At 65.0% G+C, this 16,033-nt stretch carries 16 protein-coding genes; 12 read left to right on the top strand and 4 right to left on the bottom strand.

Annotation, left to right across the window (positions count from 1 at the left end):
* Nucleotides 1–164: 164 nt before the first annotated feature.
* The 6 genes from AC1RMG_RS06580 (at nucleotide 165) to AC1RMG_RS06555 (ending at nucleotide 2,829) form a co-directional block, all read left to right on the top strand.
* Entirely contained in the window at nucleotides 165–458 is a 294-nt protein-coding gene (locus AC1RMG_RS06580) for a DUF5629 family protein (RefSeq protein ID WP_011061560.1), read from the top strand.
* Complete coding sequence (locus AC1RMG_RS06575; protein ID WP_019094608.1) at nucleotides 445–1,623, top strand: lactonase family protein; 1,179 nt, start codon at nucleotides 445–447, stop codon at nucleotides 1,621–1,623. Before AC1RMG_RS06580 ends, AC1RMG_RS06575 begins: the two co-directional genes overlap by 14 nt.
* Nucleotides 1,624–1,778: 155 nt before the next feature.
* The gene (locus tag AC1RMG_RS06570) at nucleotides 1,779–1,958 is read left to right on the top strand and encodes a hypothetical protein (RefSeq protein WP_015635803.1); all 180 of its coding nucleotides are present in this window, start codon (nucleotides 1,779–1,781) and stop codon (nucleotides 1,956–1,958) included.
* 196 nt (nucleotides 1,959–2,154) lie between these two features.
* Nucleotides 2,155–2,280 carry a hypothetical protein gene (locus AC1RMG_RS06565; RefSeq protein WP_015635802.1) on the top strand — a complete coding sequence of 42 codons (126 nt, stop codon included), beginning with the start codon at nucleotides 2,155–2,157 and terminating at the stop codon, nucleotides 2,278–2,280.
* A gap of 112 nt (nucleotides 2,281–2,392) precedes the next feature.
* On the top strand, nucleotides 2,393–2,572 hold the full coding sequence (locus AC1RMG_RS06560) for a hypothetical protein (protein WP_041118455.1): 180 nt from the start codon (nucleotides 2,393–2,395) through the stop codon (nucleotides 2,570–2,572).
* Complete coding sequence (locus tag AC1RMG_RS06555) at nucleotides 2,569–2,829, top strand: hypothetical protein (RefSeq protein WP_041118453.1); 261 nt, start codon at nucleotides 2,569–2,571, stop codon at nucleotides 2,827–2,829. The genes AC1RMG_RS06560 and AC1RMG_RS06555 overlap by 4 nt, the downstream gene beginning before the upstream one ends.
* A 60-nt stretch (nucleotides 2,830–2,889) precedes the next feature.
* On the opposite strand, the gene AC1RMG_RS06550 is transcribed toward AC1RMG_RS06555, so the two are convergent.
* Together AC1RMG_RS06550 and AC1RMG_RS06545 are read right to left on the bottom strand one after the other, a co-directional pair.
* Nucleotides 2,890–5,988, bottom strand: coding sequence for a multidrug efflux RND transporter permease subunit (locus tag AC1RMG_RS06550; protein ID WP_493168733.1), 3,099 nt, complete (start codon nucleotides 5,986–5,988; stop codon nucleotides 2,890–2,892).
* Between the two features lie 9 nt (nucleotides 5,989–5,997).
* A complete protein-coding gene (locus AC1RMG_RS06545) occupies nucleotides 5,998–7,152 on the bottom strand; it encodes an efflux RND transporter periplasmic adaptor subunit (protein ID WP_370059203.1) in 1,155 nt (384 codons plus the stop codon).
* Between the two features lie 202 nt (nucleotides 7,153–7,354).
* Between AC1RMG_RS06545 and AC1RMG_RS06540 the strand changes: the two genes are divergently transcribed.
* The 5 genes from AC1RMG_RS06540 (at nucleotide 7,355) to nudC (ending at nucleotide 12,282) form a co-directional block, all read left to right on the top strand.
* Nucleotides 7,355–8,056, top strand: a complete 702-nt coding sequence (locus AC1RMG_RS06540; RefSeq protein WP_011061552.1) for a response regulator — start codon at nucleotides 7,355–7,357, stop codon at nucleotides 8,054–8,056.
* A 4-nt stretch (nucleotides 8,057–8,060) separates the two neighbouring features.
* Nucleotides 8,061–9,365: an ATP-binding protein gene (locus tag AC1RMG_RS06535; RefSeq protein WP_011061551.1), complete on the top strand. Its 1,305-nt coding sequence runs from the start codon at nucleotides 8,061–8,063 to the stop codon at nucleotides 9,363–9,365.
* 276 nt (nucleotides 9,366–9,641) lie between these two features.
* Nucleotides 9,642–10,418, top strand: coding sequence for a class I SAM-dependent methyltransferase (locus AC1RMG_RS06530; protein ID WP_370059202.1), 777 nt, complete (start codon nucleotides 9,642–9,644; stop codon nucleotides 10,416–10,418).
* Nucleotides 10,419–10,632: 214 nt separating this feature from the next.
* On the top strand, nucleotides 10,633–11,445 hold the full coding sequence (locus AC1RMG_RS06525) for a crotonase/enoyl-CoA hydratase family protein (RefSeq protein WP_015635797.1): 813 nt from the start codon (nucleotides 10,633–10,635) through the stop codon (nucleotides 11,443–11,445).
* A gap of 6 nt (nucleotides 11,446–11,451) precedes the next feature.
* Complete coding sequence (gene nudC, locus AC1RMG_RS06520; protein WP_011061549.1) at nucleotides 11,452–12,282, top strand: NAD(+) diphosphatase; 831 nt, start codon at nucleotides 11,452–11,454, stop codon at nucleotides 12,280–12,282.
* Here nudC and AC1RMG_RS06515 read toward each other — a convergent pair.
* On the bottom strand, nucleotides 12,250–13,029 hold the full coding sequence (locus AC1RMG_RS06515; RefSeq protein WP_011061548.1) for a TSUP family transporter: 780 nt from the start codon (nucleotides 13,027–13,029) through the stop codon (nucleotides 12,250–12,252). The two genes, nudC and AC1RMG_RS06515, sit on opposite strands and share 33 nt — an antisense overlap.
* Before the next feature lie 288 nt (nucleotides 13,030–13,317).
* Entirely contained in the window at nucleotides 13,318–14,553 is a 1,236-nt protein-coding gene (locus AC1RMG_RS06510) for an acyl-CoA dehydrogenase family protein (RefSeq protein ID WP_370059200.1), read from the bottom strand.
* A gap of 334 nt (nucleotides 14,554–14,887) precedes the next feature.
* Between AC1RMG_RS06510 and sfnG the strand changes: the two genes are divergently transcribed.
* Nucleotides 14,888–15,982: a dimethylsulfone monooxygenase SfnG gene (sfnG, locus tag AC1RMG_RS06505; RefSeq protein ID WP_011061546.1), complete on the top strand. Its 1,095-nt coding sequence runs from the start codon at nucleotides 14,888–14,890 to the stop codon at nucleotides 15,980–15,982.
* The last annotated feature ends 51 nt before the right edge of the window (nucleotides 15,983–16,033 follow it).

The following is a 16,033-nucleotide window of genomic DNA, read 5'->3' as shown; positions in this document are numbered from 1 at the left end:
CCGGTGTTCCGAGGGGAAAGCAGGTGGTGCTGAAGAAGCGGGCGGCCCCGGCAGTGCCTGTCGGAGGATGTATCCGGGGCAGTCGCTTGCGCGGCGCAATGCTGGCCCAACCCGGCAGCGCCAATCAGCTATCATTGCGCCTTTCCATCTGATGACTGATCGCTATGACCGCTGCTACCGACACCTTGATCTGCGCCCTTGAAGCCTGCGACATGCTGGAAATCGACGGCCTGCACGCTTTCGATTTCACCCTCGACGAGCAGCGCCTGCTGATCGAGTGCATGGACGGCCGCGCGGCCAAGCGCTGGAGCTTTACCCTGGCCCAGGTCCAGGCCGCGACCTTCGACCAGGACTTGCAGAGCTGGACCCTGGCAGGCGACTCCGGTGAGCACCGCCTGGTGTGCATGAGCGCGTTCAGTGCCCGCGACGAAGAGGAAGGTGAACATGAAGATGCGTAATTTCTGGCCCCTGCTGATGGCCGGCAGTGTCGGTGCCATGGCGGTCCAGGCCGCGCCGGCCACCGAAACCCATGAGCTGCTGGTGGGGTCCTATACCCAGGGCCAGAGCCAGGGTCTGTACCGCCTGCAATTCAATGAGCGCACCGGGCAGATCGACCCCAAGCCGCTGCAGGTGGTGAAGAGCTCCAACCCGTCCTGGCTGACCTTGTCCAAGGACCTCAAGTTCGTCTTCGCGGTGAATGAGAACAGCCCGGGGCAGGCCGACCCCATCGGTCGTGTCAGCAGCTACAGCCTGGCGCCGAAAACCCATCAACTGAGCCTGATCAACCAGGTGCAGAGCCAGGGTAACGAGCCCACCCATTCCAGCCTGAGTGCCGACGGCAACTACCTGTTCGTCAGCAACTATTCGGTGGATGTGGATCCGGGCGGCAGCCTGGCGGTGGTGCCGGTCAGCGATGACGGTCATCTGTCGCCGGTGGTGCAGCTCACCAGTCATCCGGCCAGCCGGGTCGACCCCGAGCGCCAGCAATCGGCCCACGTGCATTCGTCGGTGCCGTCCCCGGACGGCAAGTTCCTGTTCGCCAACGACCTGGGTGCGGACAAGATCTTCGTCTATCGCTATGACCCCAAGGCCAATGCGGAACACCCGCTGAGCCCGGCCGACCCGGCCTTCGTCCAGCTGCCGCCGGGCAGCGGCCCGCGGCACCTGCTGTTCAGCGCCGATGGCAAGCATGCCTACCTGACCATGGAAATGAGCGCTCAACTGGCGGTGTTCGACTACCAGGACGGCAAGCTGACTCAGCGTCAGATGCTCGACCTGGCGGCCAACGGCTCCAAGGAGAAAAAGGCCGCCGCGGCCTTGCATGCTTCCAAGGACGGCCAGTACCTGTATGTCAGCAACCGGGGCACCGCCAACCAGTTGCTGGTGTTTGCCATCGACCCGGCCAATGGCCAGCTCAAGGAAATCCAGCGGCGTTCGGTGGAAGGCGATCACCCACGGGAGTTCAGCCTCGACCCGAGCAACCGCTATGTGCTGATCGGCAACCAGAAAAGCAACGAGATCGTGGTGATCGAGCGCGACGCCAAGACCGGTTTCCTGGGCAAGACCGTGCAGAAACTGCCGTTCGATTCCCCCAGCGATATCAAATTCCTGGTGCGTCAATAGACCGCAGGCCCCGGCATCCGGGGCCTGACTCCTTCTATTAACGACGCTGATAATGGCTACTGCCGCAAAGAATTTTTTCCCGCCAACCCTCGGGAGTAAGTTTGCTTCACGGCCCACACGGGCAAGCAAGCCAACTGAATACGAGGGTTATACCGATGAACTTCAATCTCTTCTCCGTGATCGCAGCCTCCGCCATTTCCGCCACCGTGGCACTGCCTGCCAGCGCCAGCGTGGAAATCAGCCAGAAGAAATCCAGCACCAACACCTACACCCAGAAGTACCTGCAACAAAGCGCCAACTTCTACGCCGCCCTGGATCACAAAGCCCAGCAATGAGCGCTCCGGATCACCCCGCAAGCAGCAAACCCAAGGTATGCAGGAGCGAAGTCACTGAAGCAGTGATGTCGCTCCTGCATCACCTGTTTGCGACTTATTCTTCCCGCCAGGCAAATTTTGCTTGGTAGTGTCATATAGCCATGTGTTTAAATTTGACGCTGAATTATTGACTCTTTCCCGAGCAAGGATCGATAGCATGGTGATGCGTCTGACCGTGGTTCTGCTGTTGCTCTACTCCACCCCCATCCTGTCCTCTGCCCAGCCTGTCGAAGGCGAGCCGGAGACTTCCCGCGAGCGTCTGACCAGCCTGTTGCAGGACTGAGACGCCGGTTTAAAGCATCAAGAAAATTGATGATGGCTATGGATATAAACGTCTTTTTACTGGCGTTTGATTGATAGATCCTCTGGGCACGAAAACGCCTCAGGAGATCACCATGGCCCGTTCGATCCTCAGTTCCGCCAAGCACGGCGCCTACCTGGCGCTGGGGCTTTATCTGCTTCTGATGCTCTGGGCCAGCCTGGCTGCGGGCCTGCCGAGCGCTGCGTTGATTGATTCCGGCGCGGCAAGCGGCCAGGGCCCGGTACTCCATGCCGAAGCGGGGAGACGGCCATGAAAGGGCGCCGTCTGATGATCACCGCCTTCCTCGCGTTCTTCACCAATGGCACCAGCCTGCTGGGGCTGGGCCAGGGCTCGGCCGGAGCATTGGCGCGGGCCATCGAATGCAATCACCAGATCGCCCATCACAGCCAGGCGGCCAAGGCTCCGGCGCTGCTGGCGGGCAATCCACCGGGCAAATCCGCTGCGGCCTTTCCCGGGCCTTTCGCCCTGGATTGCCCACAGGCACGGGTATGCCCGGCCATGGCGGCCTGAGACGAGAAGAGGGGGGCAAGAGAAGAAGGGGCCCCGGAACCGGGACCCCATGCAGCGATGTCAGTCCTTGGACGAACCGCGTTTCACCAGTTTCATCACCACCACGAAGAACACCGGCACGAAGATCACTGCCAGGGTCGCGGTGATCATGCCGCCGATCACCCCGGTACCGATCGCCTGCTGGCTGGCGGAGCTGGCGCCGGTGGCGATGGCCAGGGGCACCACGCCGAGGATGAACGCCAGCGAGGTCATGACGATGGGGCGCAGGCGCAGGCGTGCAGCCTGCACCGTGGCATCGATCAGATCATGGCCTTCGTCGTACAGGCTCTTGGCGAACTCGATGATCAGGATCGCGTTCTTCGCTGACAGGCCGATGATGGTGATCAGGCCGACCTTGAAGAACACGTCGTTGGGCATGCCGCGCAGGCTCACCGCCAGCACTGCGCCCAGTACCCCCAGGGGCACCACCAGCAGCACCGAGGTGGGAATCGACCAGCTCTCGTAGAGCGCCGCCAGGCACAGGAACACGATCAGCAGCGACAGGCCCAGCAGCATCGGCGCCTGGCTGCCGGACAGCCGTTCCTGGAGTGACAGGCCGGTCCATTCCAGGCCCAGCCCGGTGGGCAACTGCGCCACCAGCCGTTCGATTTCCTGCATGGCTTCACCGGTACTGTGGCCAGGGGCCGGCTCGCCGGAGACGGCAATGGCCGGGTAGCCGTTGTAGCGGGTCAGTTGCGCAGGGCCCAGGCTCCAGCTGGCGCGGACGAAGGCCGACAGCGGCACCATCTTGCCGGCGCTGTTGCGCACGTTCAGGCGCAGCAAGTCTTCGACCTGGCTGCGCTGGTCGCCTTCGGCCTGGATCACCACCCGCTGCATCCGCCCCTGGTTGGGGAAGTCGTTGACGTAGGACGACCCCAGGGCGGTGGATAGCAGGCTGCCGATATCGGTAAAGGACACGCCCAGGGCGTTGGCCTGCTTGCGGTCGACCTCCAGTTGCACCTGCGGCGCTTCGGCCAGGGCACTTTCCCGGACGTTGGCCAGGATCGGGCTCTTTTCCGTGGCCTTGAGCAGCTCGTCCCGAGCCTGCATCAGGGCCGCGTGGCCGACGCCGCCACGGTCCTGCAGGCGGAACTCAAAGCCGCTGGAGGTGCCCAGGCCATCGATCGGCGGCGGCAGCACGGCGTACACCACGGCATCCTTGATCGCGCCGAGGGCGGCGTTGGCGCGGTCGGCGATGGACATCGCCGAATCCTCGCTGCCCCGTTGCGACCAGTCCTTGAGCGTGGTGAAGGCCAGCGCGGCGTTCTGCCCGTTACCCGAGAAGCTGAAGCCGAGAATGATGGTGCTGTCGCCGACTCCCGGTTCGCTGGCGTTGTGCGCTTCGATCTGCTCCACCACCTTGATCGTGCGGTTCTGGCTGGCACCAGGTGGCAGCTGGATGTCGGTGATGGTGTAGCCCTGGTCCTCCACTGGCAGGAAGGAGGAGGGCAGGCGGCTGAACAGCAGCGCCATGATCGCCAGCAGCGCCAGGTAGATCAGCAGGTAGCGGCCGGTACGCTTGAGCGCATAGGTCACGCCGCCCTGATAGCTGTCGCTCAGGCGTTCGAAGCGCCGGTTGAACCAGCCGAAGAACCCCGTGCGTTCATGGTGTTCGCCCGCCGCGATGGGCTTGAGCAGGGTGGCGCACAGGGCCGGGGTCAGGGTCAGGGCGAGGAACGCCGAGAACAGGATCGAGGTGGCCATGGACAGCGAGAACTGCTGGTAGATCACCCCCACCGAGCCGGGCATGAAGGCCATGGGGATGAACACCGCTACCAGCACCAGGGTGATGCCGATGATGGCCCCGGTGATCTGCTGCATCGCCTTGCGCGTGGCTTCCTTGGGCGACAGGCCTTCGGTGGCCATGATCCGCTCGACGTTCTCCACCACCACGATGGCATCGTCCACCAGGATGCCGATGGCCAGCACCATGCCGAACATGGTCAGCACGTTGATCGAGAACCCCAGGGCCAGCATGGTGGCGAAGGTGCCCATCAGGGCCACGGGCACCACCAGGGTGGGGATCAGGGTGTAGCGGATGTTCTGCAGGAACAGGAACATCACCAGGAACACCAGCACCATGGCTTCGGCCAGGGTGTAGAGCACCTTGGTGATCGAGACCTTGACGAAGGGCGAGGTGTCGTAGGGGATCTTGTATTCCACGCCGGCCGGGAAATAGCGCGACAGCTCGTCCATCTTGGCGCGGATCAGGGTCGCGGTATTCAACGCGTTGGCCCCGGGGGACAACTGCACGCCCACCGCGGTGGACGGCTTGCCGTTCAGGCGGGTGCCGTACTGGTATTCCTGGCTGCCGACTTCCACCCGGGCCACATCGCCGATGCGTACCGTGGAGCCGTCGGGGTTGGCCCGCAGGACGATATCGGCAAACTCTTCAGGGCTGGACAGCTGGCCCTTGACCAGGATGGTCGCGGTGATTTCCTGGCTGGCGGGGTTGGGCAGGTCGCCGATGCTGCCGGCCGGAACCTGGGCGTTCTGCGCCGCCACCGCGGCGTTGACGTCGGCCGGGGTCAGGTTGAAACCGATCAGTTTCTGCGGGTCGAGCCAGATCCGCATGGCCCGCTCGGCACCGTACAACTGGGCCTTGCCGACGCCATCGAGGCGGCGGATCTCGTTCATCACGTTGCGCGCCAGGTAGTCGCTGAGGGCGACATCGTTCAGGCGGCCGTCACTGGAGGTCAGGGTGATCAGCAAGAGGAAGCCGGCGGAGACTTTCTCCACCTGCAGGCCCTGCTGGGTCACCGCCTGGGGCAGGCGCGGTTCCACTGCCTTGAGACGGTTCTGCACGTCCACCTGGGCCAGTTCCGGGTTGGTACCCGGCTGGAAGGTGGCGGTGATGGTGGCGCTGCCGAGGCTGCTCTGGGACGAGAAGTACAGCAGGTGGTCGGCACCATTGAGCTCCTGCTCGATCAGGCTGACCACCGATTCGTCCAGGGTCTGCGCCGAGGCGCCCGGGTAGGCGGCGTAGATCTCGATCTGCGGCGGGGCCACGGTGGGGTATTGCGCCACCGGCAGTTGGGGGATCGCCAGGGCACCGGCCAATAGGATGAAGAAGGCGACCACCCAGGCGAATACCGGGCGGTCAATAAAGAATTGCGGCATGTGTACTACCTACTGGCCAGGGTTCTGGACGTGCGCAAGGGGGCTGGCGTCGATTTCCACCGGCTCGCCGGGGCGGGCGTGTTGCAGGCCTTCGACAATCACCCGGTCACCGGGCTTGAGGCCCTCGGTGACGATCCAGCGATCGTTCTGCACTCCACCCAGTTGCACCGGGTGCTGCGCCACGTTGTTTTGCGCATCCACCAGCAGCACCTGGGCGATGCCGGCGCTGTCGCGCTGGATGGCTCGCTGCGGCACGCTGATGCCTTGCTGGTTGACCGCCTGTTCCAGGCGCACGCGCACGAAACTGCCGGGCAGCAGGTCGAGGTCCGGGTTGGGGAACTCGCTGCGCAGGATGATCTGCCCGGTACTCGGGTCAACGCTGATATCGGCGAACAACAGCTTGCCCGGCAGCGGGTAGAGGCTGCCGTCGTCCTGGATCAGGGTCGCCTTGGCCTGGTCCTTGCCCACCTGCTGCAACTGGCCGGCGCGGAAGGCCCGGCGCAGGTCGTTGAGTTCACGGGTGGACTGGGTCAGGTCGGCGTGGATCGGGTCCAGTTGCTGGATCAGCGCCAGCGGCGTGGTCTCGTTCTGGCCCACCAGGGCGCCTTCGGTGACCAGGGCGCGGCCGACCCGGCCGGAAATCGGCGCGGTGACGGTGGCATAGCCGAGGTTGAGCTTGGCCCGCTGCACCGCGGCCTGGTTGGCGGCGACGTCGGCGCTGGCCTGGCGTGCCGCAGCCCGGGCATTGTCGTATTCCTGGCCGCTGATGGCCTGGTCGGCGACCAGCTTGGAATAGCGCTGCTCCTGCAACTGCGCCTGGAAGGCGGTGGCCTCGGCCTTGCGCAGGCTGGCCTGGGCGCTGTCCAGGTCAGCCTTGAACGGGGCCGGGTCGATGCGGAACAAGACCTCGCCCTGCTTGACGTCGGAGCCTTCGCGGAAGGTCCGTTGCAGCACCACCCCGGCCACCCGGGCGCGGACTTCGGCGATTCGTGGCGCGGCGATGCGCCCGCTCAGTTCGCTGGTGATGGACAGGGCCTGGCTCTGTACGGTTTCGATCCGTACCTTGGCCGGTGGCGGCGTCTGCTCGCCTTCGGTCTTGCCACACGCGCTCAGCGCCGCTGCCAGAACGACCAGGCAGAATGGCGCAAAGAGTTTATTCGACATGCTGATACCCCAATAATGACCTCGGCATGCTAAGGGCATGGGTCAAGGCCCGCTGTGAAGCTGTGTAGGTGCTGTGTGAAAAAGTGTGAAGCCTGCGCACCGGTGCGGCCAGGGTTGTATATCCTTGGCGCCTTGCTGGTTTTGCCCGGTGCCTTATAAAGAACGCCGGTATTCTGTATTTCTTCAATAAAGATCGCTCTCCATGCCCAATATTCTTCTTGTCGAAGACGACACTGCGCTGTCCGAACTGATCGCCAGCTACCTGGAACGCAATGGCTATCAGGTCAGCGTGATCAGCCGTGGTGACCAGGTGCGGGAGCGGGCCAAGGCCAGCCCCCCGGACCTGGTGATCCTCGACCTGATGCTGCCGGGCCTGGATGGCCTGCAAGTCTGCCGCCTGTTGCGCGCCGACTCGGCGACCCTGCCGATCCTGATGCTGACCGCGCGGGATGATAGCCATGATCAGGTGCTGGGTCTGGAAATGGGCGCCGACGACTATGTGACAAAACCTTGCGAACCGCGAGTGCTACTGGCCCGGGTCCGTACTTTGTTGCGCCGCAGCAGCCTCAGCGAGCCGCAGAGCGCCAGCGACCAGATCCTCATGGGCAACCTGTGCATCGACCTGTCGGAGCGCACCGTGACCTGGCGCGAGCAGTTGGTGGAGCTGTCCAGCGGCGAGTACAACCTGCTGGTGGTGCTGGCCCGGCATGCCGGTGAAGTGCTGAGCCGCGACCAGATCCTGCAGCGCCTGCGGGGCATCGAGTTCAACGGCACCGATCGTTCGGTGGACGTGGCGATCTCCAAGCTGCGGCGCAAGTTCGATGATCACGCCGGCGAGGCGCGCAAGATCAAGACCGTGTGGGGCAAGGGTTACCTGTTCAGCCGTTCCGAGTGGGAATGCTGATTCCATGCTGCGCATCCTGGTCCGTCTGTACCTGATCACCATCATTGCCTTCAGCGCCGCGATCTACCTGATCCCGGACCTGGTGATCAAGGTTTTCCACGAGCGTTTCCTGGACTACAACCTGGACCAGTCCCGGGGCCTGCAGAGCCTGATCGTCAAGCAGTTCCGCGCCTTGCCGGCGCAGCAGTGGCCGACCCTGGTCAAGGAGATGGACGAGGAGTTCCACCCGCTGCAGGTGGCCCTGGTGCGCATCGACGACCCGGATTTCAGCGATTACGAGCGCGAGCGCCTGCAACGCGGCGAGAAAGTGGTGCGCCTGGGCGATTGGGGCTGGCGCACCCTGGCGGTGTCGCCGCTGGATGAGCAACTGGCGGTGAAGCTGGTGGTGCCGCCGGACCCGCTGGACGTCAACCTGCTGTACTGGAGCATCAATGTCCTGATCGTCGCCGTGCTGCTGGCCTGCCTGCTGCTCTGGGTGCGCCCGCACTGGCGTGACCTGGAGCGCCTCAAGCGCACCGCCGAACGCTTCGGCAAGGGCCATCTGGGCGAGCGCACCCAGCTGCCCGCCAGTTCCAACATCGGCAGCCTGGCCAATGTCTTCGACACCATGGCCGGGGATATCGAAAAACTCCTGAACCAGCAGCGTGACCTGCTCAACGCGGTGTCCCACGAACTGCGCACGCCCCTGACCCGGCTGGATTTCGGCCTGGCCCTGGCGCTCTCCGACGATTTGCCGGCGGCCAGCCGCGAGCGCCTGCAAGGGCTGGTGGCGCACATTCGCGAACTGGATGAACTGGTACTGGAGCTGCTGTCCTACAGCCGCCTGCAGAACCCGGCGTGCCTGCCGGAGCAGATCGAGGTGTCCCTGGACGAGTTCATCGACAGCATCCTGGGCAGTGTCGACGATGAGCTGGAGTCGGATATCGTCATCGACGTCCTGCTGCACGGTGCCCTGGAACGTTTCACCCTGGACCCGCGGCTGACCGCCCGGGCCTTGCAGAACCTGCTGCGCAATGCCACCCGTTATTGCGAGAAACGCATCCAGGTGGGGGTGCTGGTCAGCGACGACGGCTGCGAGATCTGGGTCGACGATGACGGCATCGGCATTCCCGACGACGAGCGCGAGCGGGTGTTCGAGCCGTTCTACCGCCTGGACCGCAGCCGCGACCGCGCCACCGGCGGCTTCGGCCTGGGCCTGGCGATCAGCCGCCGGGCCCTGGAAGCCCAGGACGGCACCCTGACCGTGGAAGCCTCGCCCCTGGGCGGCGCGCGTTTTCGCCTGAGCCTGCCGCCCCCGCCCAGGGCCTGAATCCGTAGGAGCCGGCTTGCCGGTGAAAGGGCCGCAGAGCCCGGCGCTTGTCTCAAGGCCGCCTACCAGGCGGTGCGGCGCGGATTCGTTGGAGGAGCCGGCTTGGCGGCGAAGAGGCCCCTGAGCCGAGTGCCCCTGCGGATAACGCCTTCGCTGGCACGCCAGCTCCTGTAGCCTGCTCCTGCAGCGGGGGTGCAACTGACAGGAGTTTCATGCTGTCTGTTGTCGGGCACGGTTTATCCTGTTCGTACTCACCCGCAATGAGGAGGTTCATCCATGAACGATCAGGCGATTCATCATGCTGCGGCCGACGGCTACCAACAGGCCGCCGATACCTATGTGCGGGGCCGGCCGGACTATCCGCCAGCCCTTGAGCCCTGGCTGCGGGAGACGCTGGGCCTCGGGCCGGGCAGGGTGGTGGTGGACCTGGGCGCCGGCACCGGCAAGTTCACCGGCCGCTTGCTGGCCACGGGGGCCCAGGTGATCGCGGTGGAGCCGGTCGAGCAAATGCGCGCCAGGCTGGCGGCGGCCCAGCCCGAGGCCCAGGTACTGGAGGGCAGCGCCGAGGCGCTGCCGCTCAAGGATGCCTCGGTGGATGTGCTGGTCTGTGCCCAGGCCTTTCACTGGTTTGCCCACCGCGCGGCACTGGAGGAAATCCATCGCGTGCTCAAGCCCGGCGGCAAGCTGGCCCTGGTGTGGAACCTGCGGGATGCCCGGGTGCCCTGGGTGGCGCGCCTGGACGCCATCGTCAATGCCTTGCAGGTCGATACCCCGCGCTATTACACCGGTGCCTGGCGCCAGGCCTTTCCCCACCCGGGTTTCGGGCCCCTGCAGGAACAGCATTTCACCCAGGGCCACAGTGGCACGCCGGAGGACGTGATCTTCAACCGTGTGCGCTCCACCAGCTTCATCGCCGCCTTGCCCCAGGCCGAGCGCGAGGCCGTGGACCGGCAGATCGCCGCCCTGATCGACAGCGAGCCGCAGCTGCGGGGCAAGGCCCAGGTCACCGTGCCTTACACGACCGCCGCCTTCTATTGCACCCGGCAAGGCTGAGCTCATCACCCCCACATCGCCCCCATGTAGGCGCTGGCTTGCCAGCGAAGGCGTTATCCGGACGGGGCTCGGCTCAGGGGCCTCTTCGCCGGCAAGCCGGCGCCTGCAGGGGCGGTGGCCAGTCCCGCTTTTGGCCGATGCGCTGCCTTACGGCCCGCCGCCGCCACTTGCTATAGTTCGGCCCTCATTTTCTGCCCAGTAAAGGATCACTGCCATGTCCGAATACCAAGCCTTTCGCGTCGAACTTGCTGACAACATCGCCCATGTGCAGATCAACCGCCCGGAAAAGATCAACGCCATGAACGCCGCGTTCTGGAGCGAGATCGTCGAGATCTTCCGCTGGATCGACGACACCGACGCAGTGCGCGTGGTGGTGCTCAGCGGTGCCGGCAAGCATTTCTCTTCGGGCATCGACCTGATGATGCTGGCCGGGGTGGCCAACGAACTGGGCAAGGATGTGGGCCGCAACGCGCGCCTGCTGCGGCGCAAGATCTTCCAGCTGCAAGCCTCGTTCAACGCCGTGGACAACTGCCGCAAGCCGGTGCTGGCGGCGATCCAGGGCTATTGCCTGGGGGGCGCCATCGACCTGATCAGCGCCTGCGACATGCGTTACGCCGCGGACGATGCGCAATTCTCGATCAAGGAAATCGATATCGGCATGGCTGCGGATGTCGGCACACTGCAACGTTTGCCACGTATCATCGGCGACGGCATCCTGCGCGAGCTGGCCTACACTGGGCGCACCTTCGGTGCCGAGGAAGCACGCAGCATTGGCCTGGTCAACCGGACCTACAGCGATGCCGCAAGCCTGCTGGACGGGGTCATGGGAATTGCCCGGGAGATCGCCGCCAAGTCGCCGATCGCGGTCAGCGGCACCAAGGAAATGCTCAGCTACATGCGTGACCACCGTATTGATGACGGCCTGGAATATGTCGCCACCTGGAACGCTGCCATGTTGCAGTCCAACGACTTGCGCGTGGCCATCGCCGCCCATATGAGCAAACAGAAACCCGAATTTCTGGATTGATTGACGATGATTGAACGCTGGACCACCGCAGTACTCGACACCGACCTTCCCGGCGGCTGGGCCGTGGCCCGCGGCCCGGACGGCTTTCTCTACGACGACAACGGCGCGCTGTTCCCGCGGCACTGGCTCAAGGGCCAGGACCTGCCGCTGCTGGCGGAACACGGCATCGGCCATCTCGATGGCGAGCCGGTGTACCTGCTGGAACTGAGCGCCCGCGCCGAAGTGCCGGGCTGCGGCTGGAAAGGCCTGCGGGCCTTCATGCTGGAGGGCGATCACACCCTGTACAAGGTCCTGGGCTATGCCGCGCAGATCGGCACCTGGGCCCGGGAGCACCGGTACTGCGGCAGTTGCGGGCGGCCCATGGCCCAGGTGCCGGGGGAGCGGGCGATGTATTGCCAGCCTTGCGACCTGCGCAGCTACCCGCGCATTTCACCGAGCATGATCGTGCTGATCACCCGCGGTGACGAAATCCTCCTGGCTCGTTCGCCGCGCTTTGTCACCGGGGTCTACAGCACCCTGGCAGGCTTTGCCGAGCCGGGCGAGTCGGCGGAGGACTGCCTGATTCGCGAGGTGCGCGAAGAGGTGAGCATCGAAGTCAGGAACATCCAGTACGTGGGCAGCCAATGCTGGCCGTTCCCCCATTCGATGATGCTGGGCTTTCACGCCGAATACGCCGGCGGCGAGATCATTCCCCAGGAAGACGAGATCGAGGACGCCCAGTGGTTCAGCGTCCATGCGCTACCGCCGTTGCCGGCCTCGCGCTCGATTGCCCGCTACCTGATCGATCTCTATGTGGCGCGCCGCCTAGGCCACGCTGAACCAGTGCTGCCAGGCTAGGCGCACGGTCAGCCCAAGGACCACGGTGATGAACACCGGGCGAATGAACTTGGCACCACCGCTGATGGCGGTGCGTGCGCCGAAGAAGGCCCCGACCATCACCGACAGGCCCATGCACAGGCCGATGATCCAGTCCACCTGCCCGGAAAACACGAACACCGACAGCGCCGCGATGTTGCTGACGAAGTTCATGCTGCGGGCCACGCCGCTGGCCTTGACCAGGTCGATGGGGTAGAGCAGCAGGCTGCTCACGGTCCAGAACGCCCCGGTGCCGGGGCCGGCCACGCCGTCATAGAAGCCCAGGCTGAAGCCCTGGCTCGATTGCCACTTCTTCTTGATCGGTGCGTCGCTGTCCAGTGGCGCCTTGGGCGTGCCGCCGAACAGCAGGTACAGGCCGCAGGCGAAGACGATCACCGGCAGCATCTTGTTCAGCCATTCCGCCGGCAGGTAGTGAGCGACGATGGCCCCGGTCAGGGCGCCCACCAGGGTGCCGACAATGGCGTGGGTCCATTGCCTGGGGTGGAACAGCTTGCGCCGATAGAAGGTGAAGCTGGCGGTGGCCGAGCCGAAGGTCGAGCTGAGTTTGTTGGTGCCCAGCACCAGATGCGGCGGCAGGCCGGCGGTGAGCAGGGCCGGGGTGGTGAGCAGGCCGCCGCCGCCGGCAATGGCGTCGATGAAACCGGCGATGAAGGCCACGAGGGCGAGAATGGCGAGGGTGGTCAGGTCTACGCTGAGTTCGAAGGGCATGGGGTCGGCTTATTTCGGCGAGAAGCGCAAAGGGGGCTGCGCGAAAGTCCGCCATATTACCTGCAACCCAGCCCGCCGCGCGACCGCCTCGACCTTGGTCGGATGCCTCTCCCTGAACCGAGCGCCCGCCTGGATGACGCCTTCGCTGGCAAGCCAGCTCCTACGGGGCGGTGCGCCGAGATTTCGCTGCAGGAGCCGGCTTGGCGGCGAAGAGGCCGCTGGGCCGAGCGCTCGCCTGGATGACGCCTTCGCTGGCAAGCCAGCTCCTACGGGGGGCGGTGCCTGAGGTCAGCGCTGGGGGCCGTTGCCAATCTGCCAGACAAAGGGTGGCTCGCTGCCGTTGATCTTCCAGTCGCCGACGATCCGCGCCTTGTAGATCACCGGGTTGTGCGAAGACACGGTGCGCGCATTGCGCCAGTGCCGGTCCAGGGCCTTGCCCTGGCGAATGTCCGAAGCCCCCAGGGCATTGAACAGCTCGCTGGTGGCGCGCTGGACCAGTTCGGTGACCACCACCTGGGCCGTGGCCGATTCGATTTCCGCCGCCACATTGGCCGCGCGCTCCTGGGCCGGATCCCCGGCAAAGCGCGCCAGGTAGGCCTGTTGCGCAGGGGCTGCAGCACGCAGGGCGGCGGCTTCGGCGGCATACACCAGGGCCGCGATCTCGCCCACCACCTGCTGCACCTGGGCATCGGCGCTGGCCTGGGGCGCGTTGCCGTGGCTATAGATGCGCTTGCGCACCCGCACTTCGTGGGCCACATCACGTAGCGCCGCGCGGCCGATGCCGGCCAGGGTCGCCAGCAGCACCAGCTGGTAGAAAGCAGTCTGGTATTTGAAGCGGGTTGCGAAGTCGATGATGTTCTCGGCGTCCACTTCAGCGTCCTGGAAGCGCGAGGTGCCGCTGCCGGTGGTGCGCTGGCCGAAGCCGTCCCAATCGTCGCTCTGCTCGATGCCCGACTGGCGGGTGCGCACCGCGGCAATCACGTCGCCGCCGGTGTCCGTGCGCTGGGCATAGACATCGATCCAGTCAGAGAAAATGCTTCCGGTGCTGTAGAACTTTTCGCCGTTGAGGCGCCATTTTTCGCCATCCGGAGAGACTTTGGTGATGACCTGGCCGATGTCCACGGCGCCGATTTCGGTCCAGGCGCAGCCGACGATATCGCCTTCGACAAAGCGCTTGAACCACAGGTCCCGGCCCGGTCCGGGCGTGGCATTGAGCCGATCCTCGACAAAGGCAAAGTGCCCGCGCAGGGCCTGGGGCACGTTGGCGTCGGCCTCGGCCAGCTCGATCAGCAGCTGGAACAGCTGGGGCAGGGAAGCGCCGCCACCGCCATATTCCAGCGGCACCCGTACCGCGCCGAATCCGGATTCCTTGAGCCACTGGATGGGCTCGTAGGGCAGTTTGCGTTGCTGTTCCCGTTCCACCGCGCCACTGGCGATGCGCTGGAAGATCGGGCGAAAGCCTGCGGCCAGGGTCTCGTAGTCGACCCCCACGGACAGCGGATTGATTACCTGGTGTTCAGTCATGGTGTAGCTCCTGGGTTCGGCAGAAAAAAGCGCTGCAGGGTCCAGGCCGATTGCACACACCATGCCGAAGCCGCAAACGCCGGTTTGCCGGGGCAAGGGCTCCGGCAGAGCGCCTGCAACTGTTGCTCCGCCAACAGTTCATCAACAAAACAGCCCGTTTCCAGGGTTGGCCGGCCCCGCGCCGCCGCAGGCAGCGAGCCTCAGCCATTGCCCGGGAGAGGGCGTGCTTGAGGCTCCACACGGCGTCTGGCGGCCTACGCGCCGAGGGCTTCCAGGCCCTGGCACGCTTGCTGCTCTGCTCCGGGGTACTTTCCCAAGTCCCGAGGACCGAACCATGAGTCAGCAAGCCGTGAAATTTGCCTACTGGGTGCCCAACGTCAGCGGTGGGCTGGTGGTCAGCAAGATCGAGCAACGCACCCATTGGGGCATCGACTACAACCGCAAGCTGGCGCAGATCGCCGAGCAGGCCGGCTTCGAATACGCCCTGACCCAGATCCGCTTCACCGCCGGCTATGGCGCCGAGTACCAGCACGAGTCGGTGGCTTTCAGCCACGCACTGCTGGCGGCTACCGACAAGCTCAAGGTGATTGCGGCGATCCTGCCCGGGCCCTGGCAGCCGGCCCTGGCGGCCAAGCAACTGGCGACCATCGACCAACTGACCAATGGCCGTATTGCGGTGAACATCGTCAGCGGTTGGTTCAAGGGTGAGTTCCAGGCCATTGGCGAGCATTGGCTGGAGCACGACGAGCGCTATCGCCGGTCCGAGGAATTCATTCGCTGCCTGCGCGGGGTCTGGAGCCAGGATGCCTTCACCTTCAGGGGCGATTTCTATCGCTTCGACCACTACAGCCTCAAGCCCAAGCCCCTGGGCCAGCCGGAGATCTTCCAGGGCGGCAGCTCGCGGGCTGCCCGGGACATGGCGGCCCGGGTTTCGGACTGGTACTTCACCAACGGCAACAGTGTCGAGGGGATCAAGGCCCAGGTCGATGACATCCGCGCCAAGGCCGCGGCCAACCAGCACTCGGTGAAGATCGGAGTGAACGCCTTCGTGATCGCCCGGGACACCGAGGAGGAGGCGCGGGCGGTGTTGCAGCAAATCATCGATCAGGCCGACCCGGAGGCGGTGAATGCCTTCGGTGACGCCGCCCGGCAGGCCGGCAAGGCGTCCCCCGAAGGCGAGGGCAACTGGGCCAAGTCGAGTTTCGAGGACCTGGTGCAGTACAACGACGGGTTCAAGACCAACCTGATCGGCACGCCACAGCAGATTGCCCAGCGCATCGTGGAGTTGAAGGCGGTGGGTGTGGACCTGGTACTGGCCGGGTTCCTGCATTTCCAGGAAGAGGTGGAGTATTTCGGCCAGCGCGTGCTGCCCCTGGTACGCGAGCTGGAGGCTCGGGCGCGGTCCAAGGAACAGGAAGCCGCCGCCTGAACCGCCCCTTGCCGGCGAACGGGCCTCGCAGCCTTGTGCCGGGCTTGAGGG

This window comes from Pseudomonas sp. GW822-FHT04H02 (genome assembly GCF_058800645.1).
Note: the sequence above shows the minus strand (reverse complement) of the source record. Positions and strands in the feature narration are given on the sequence as shown.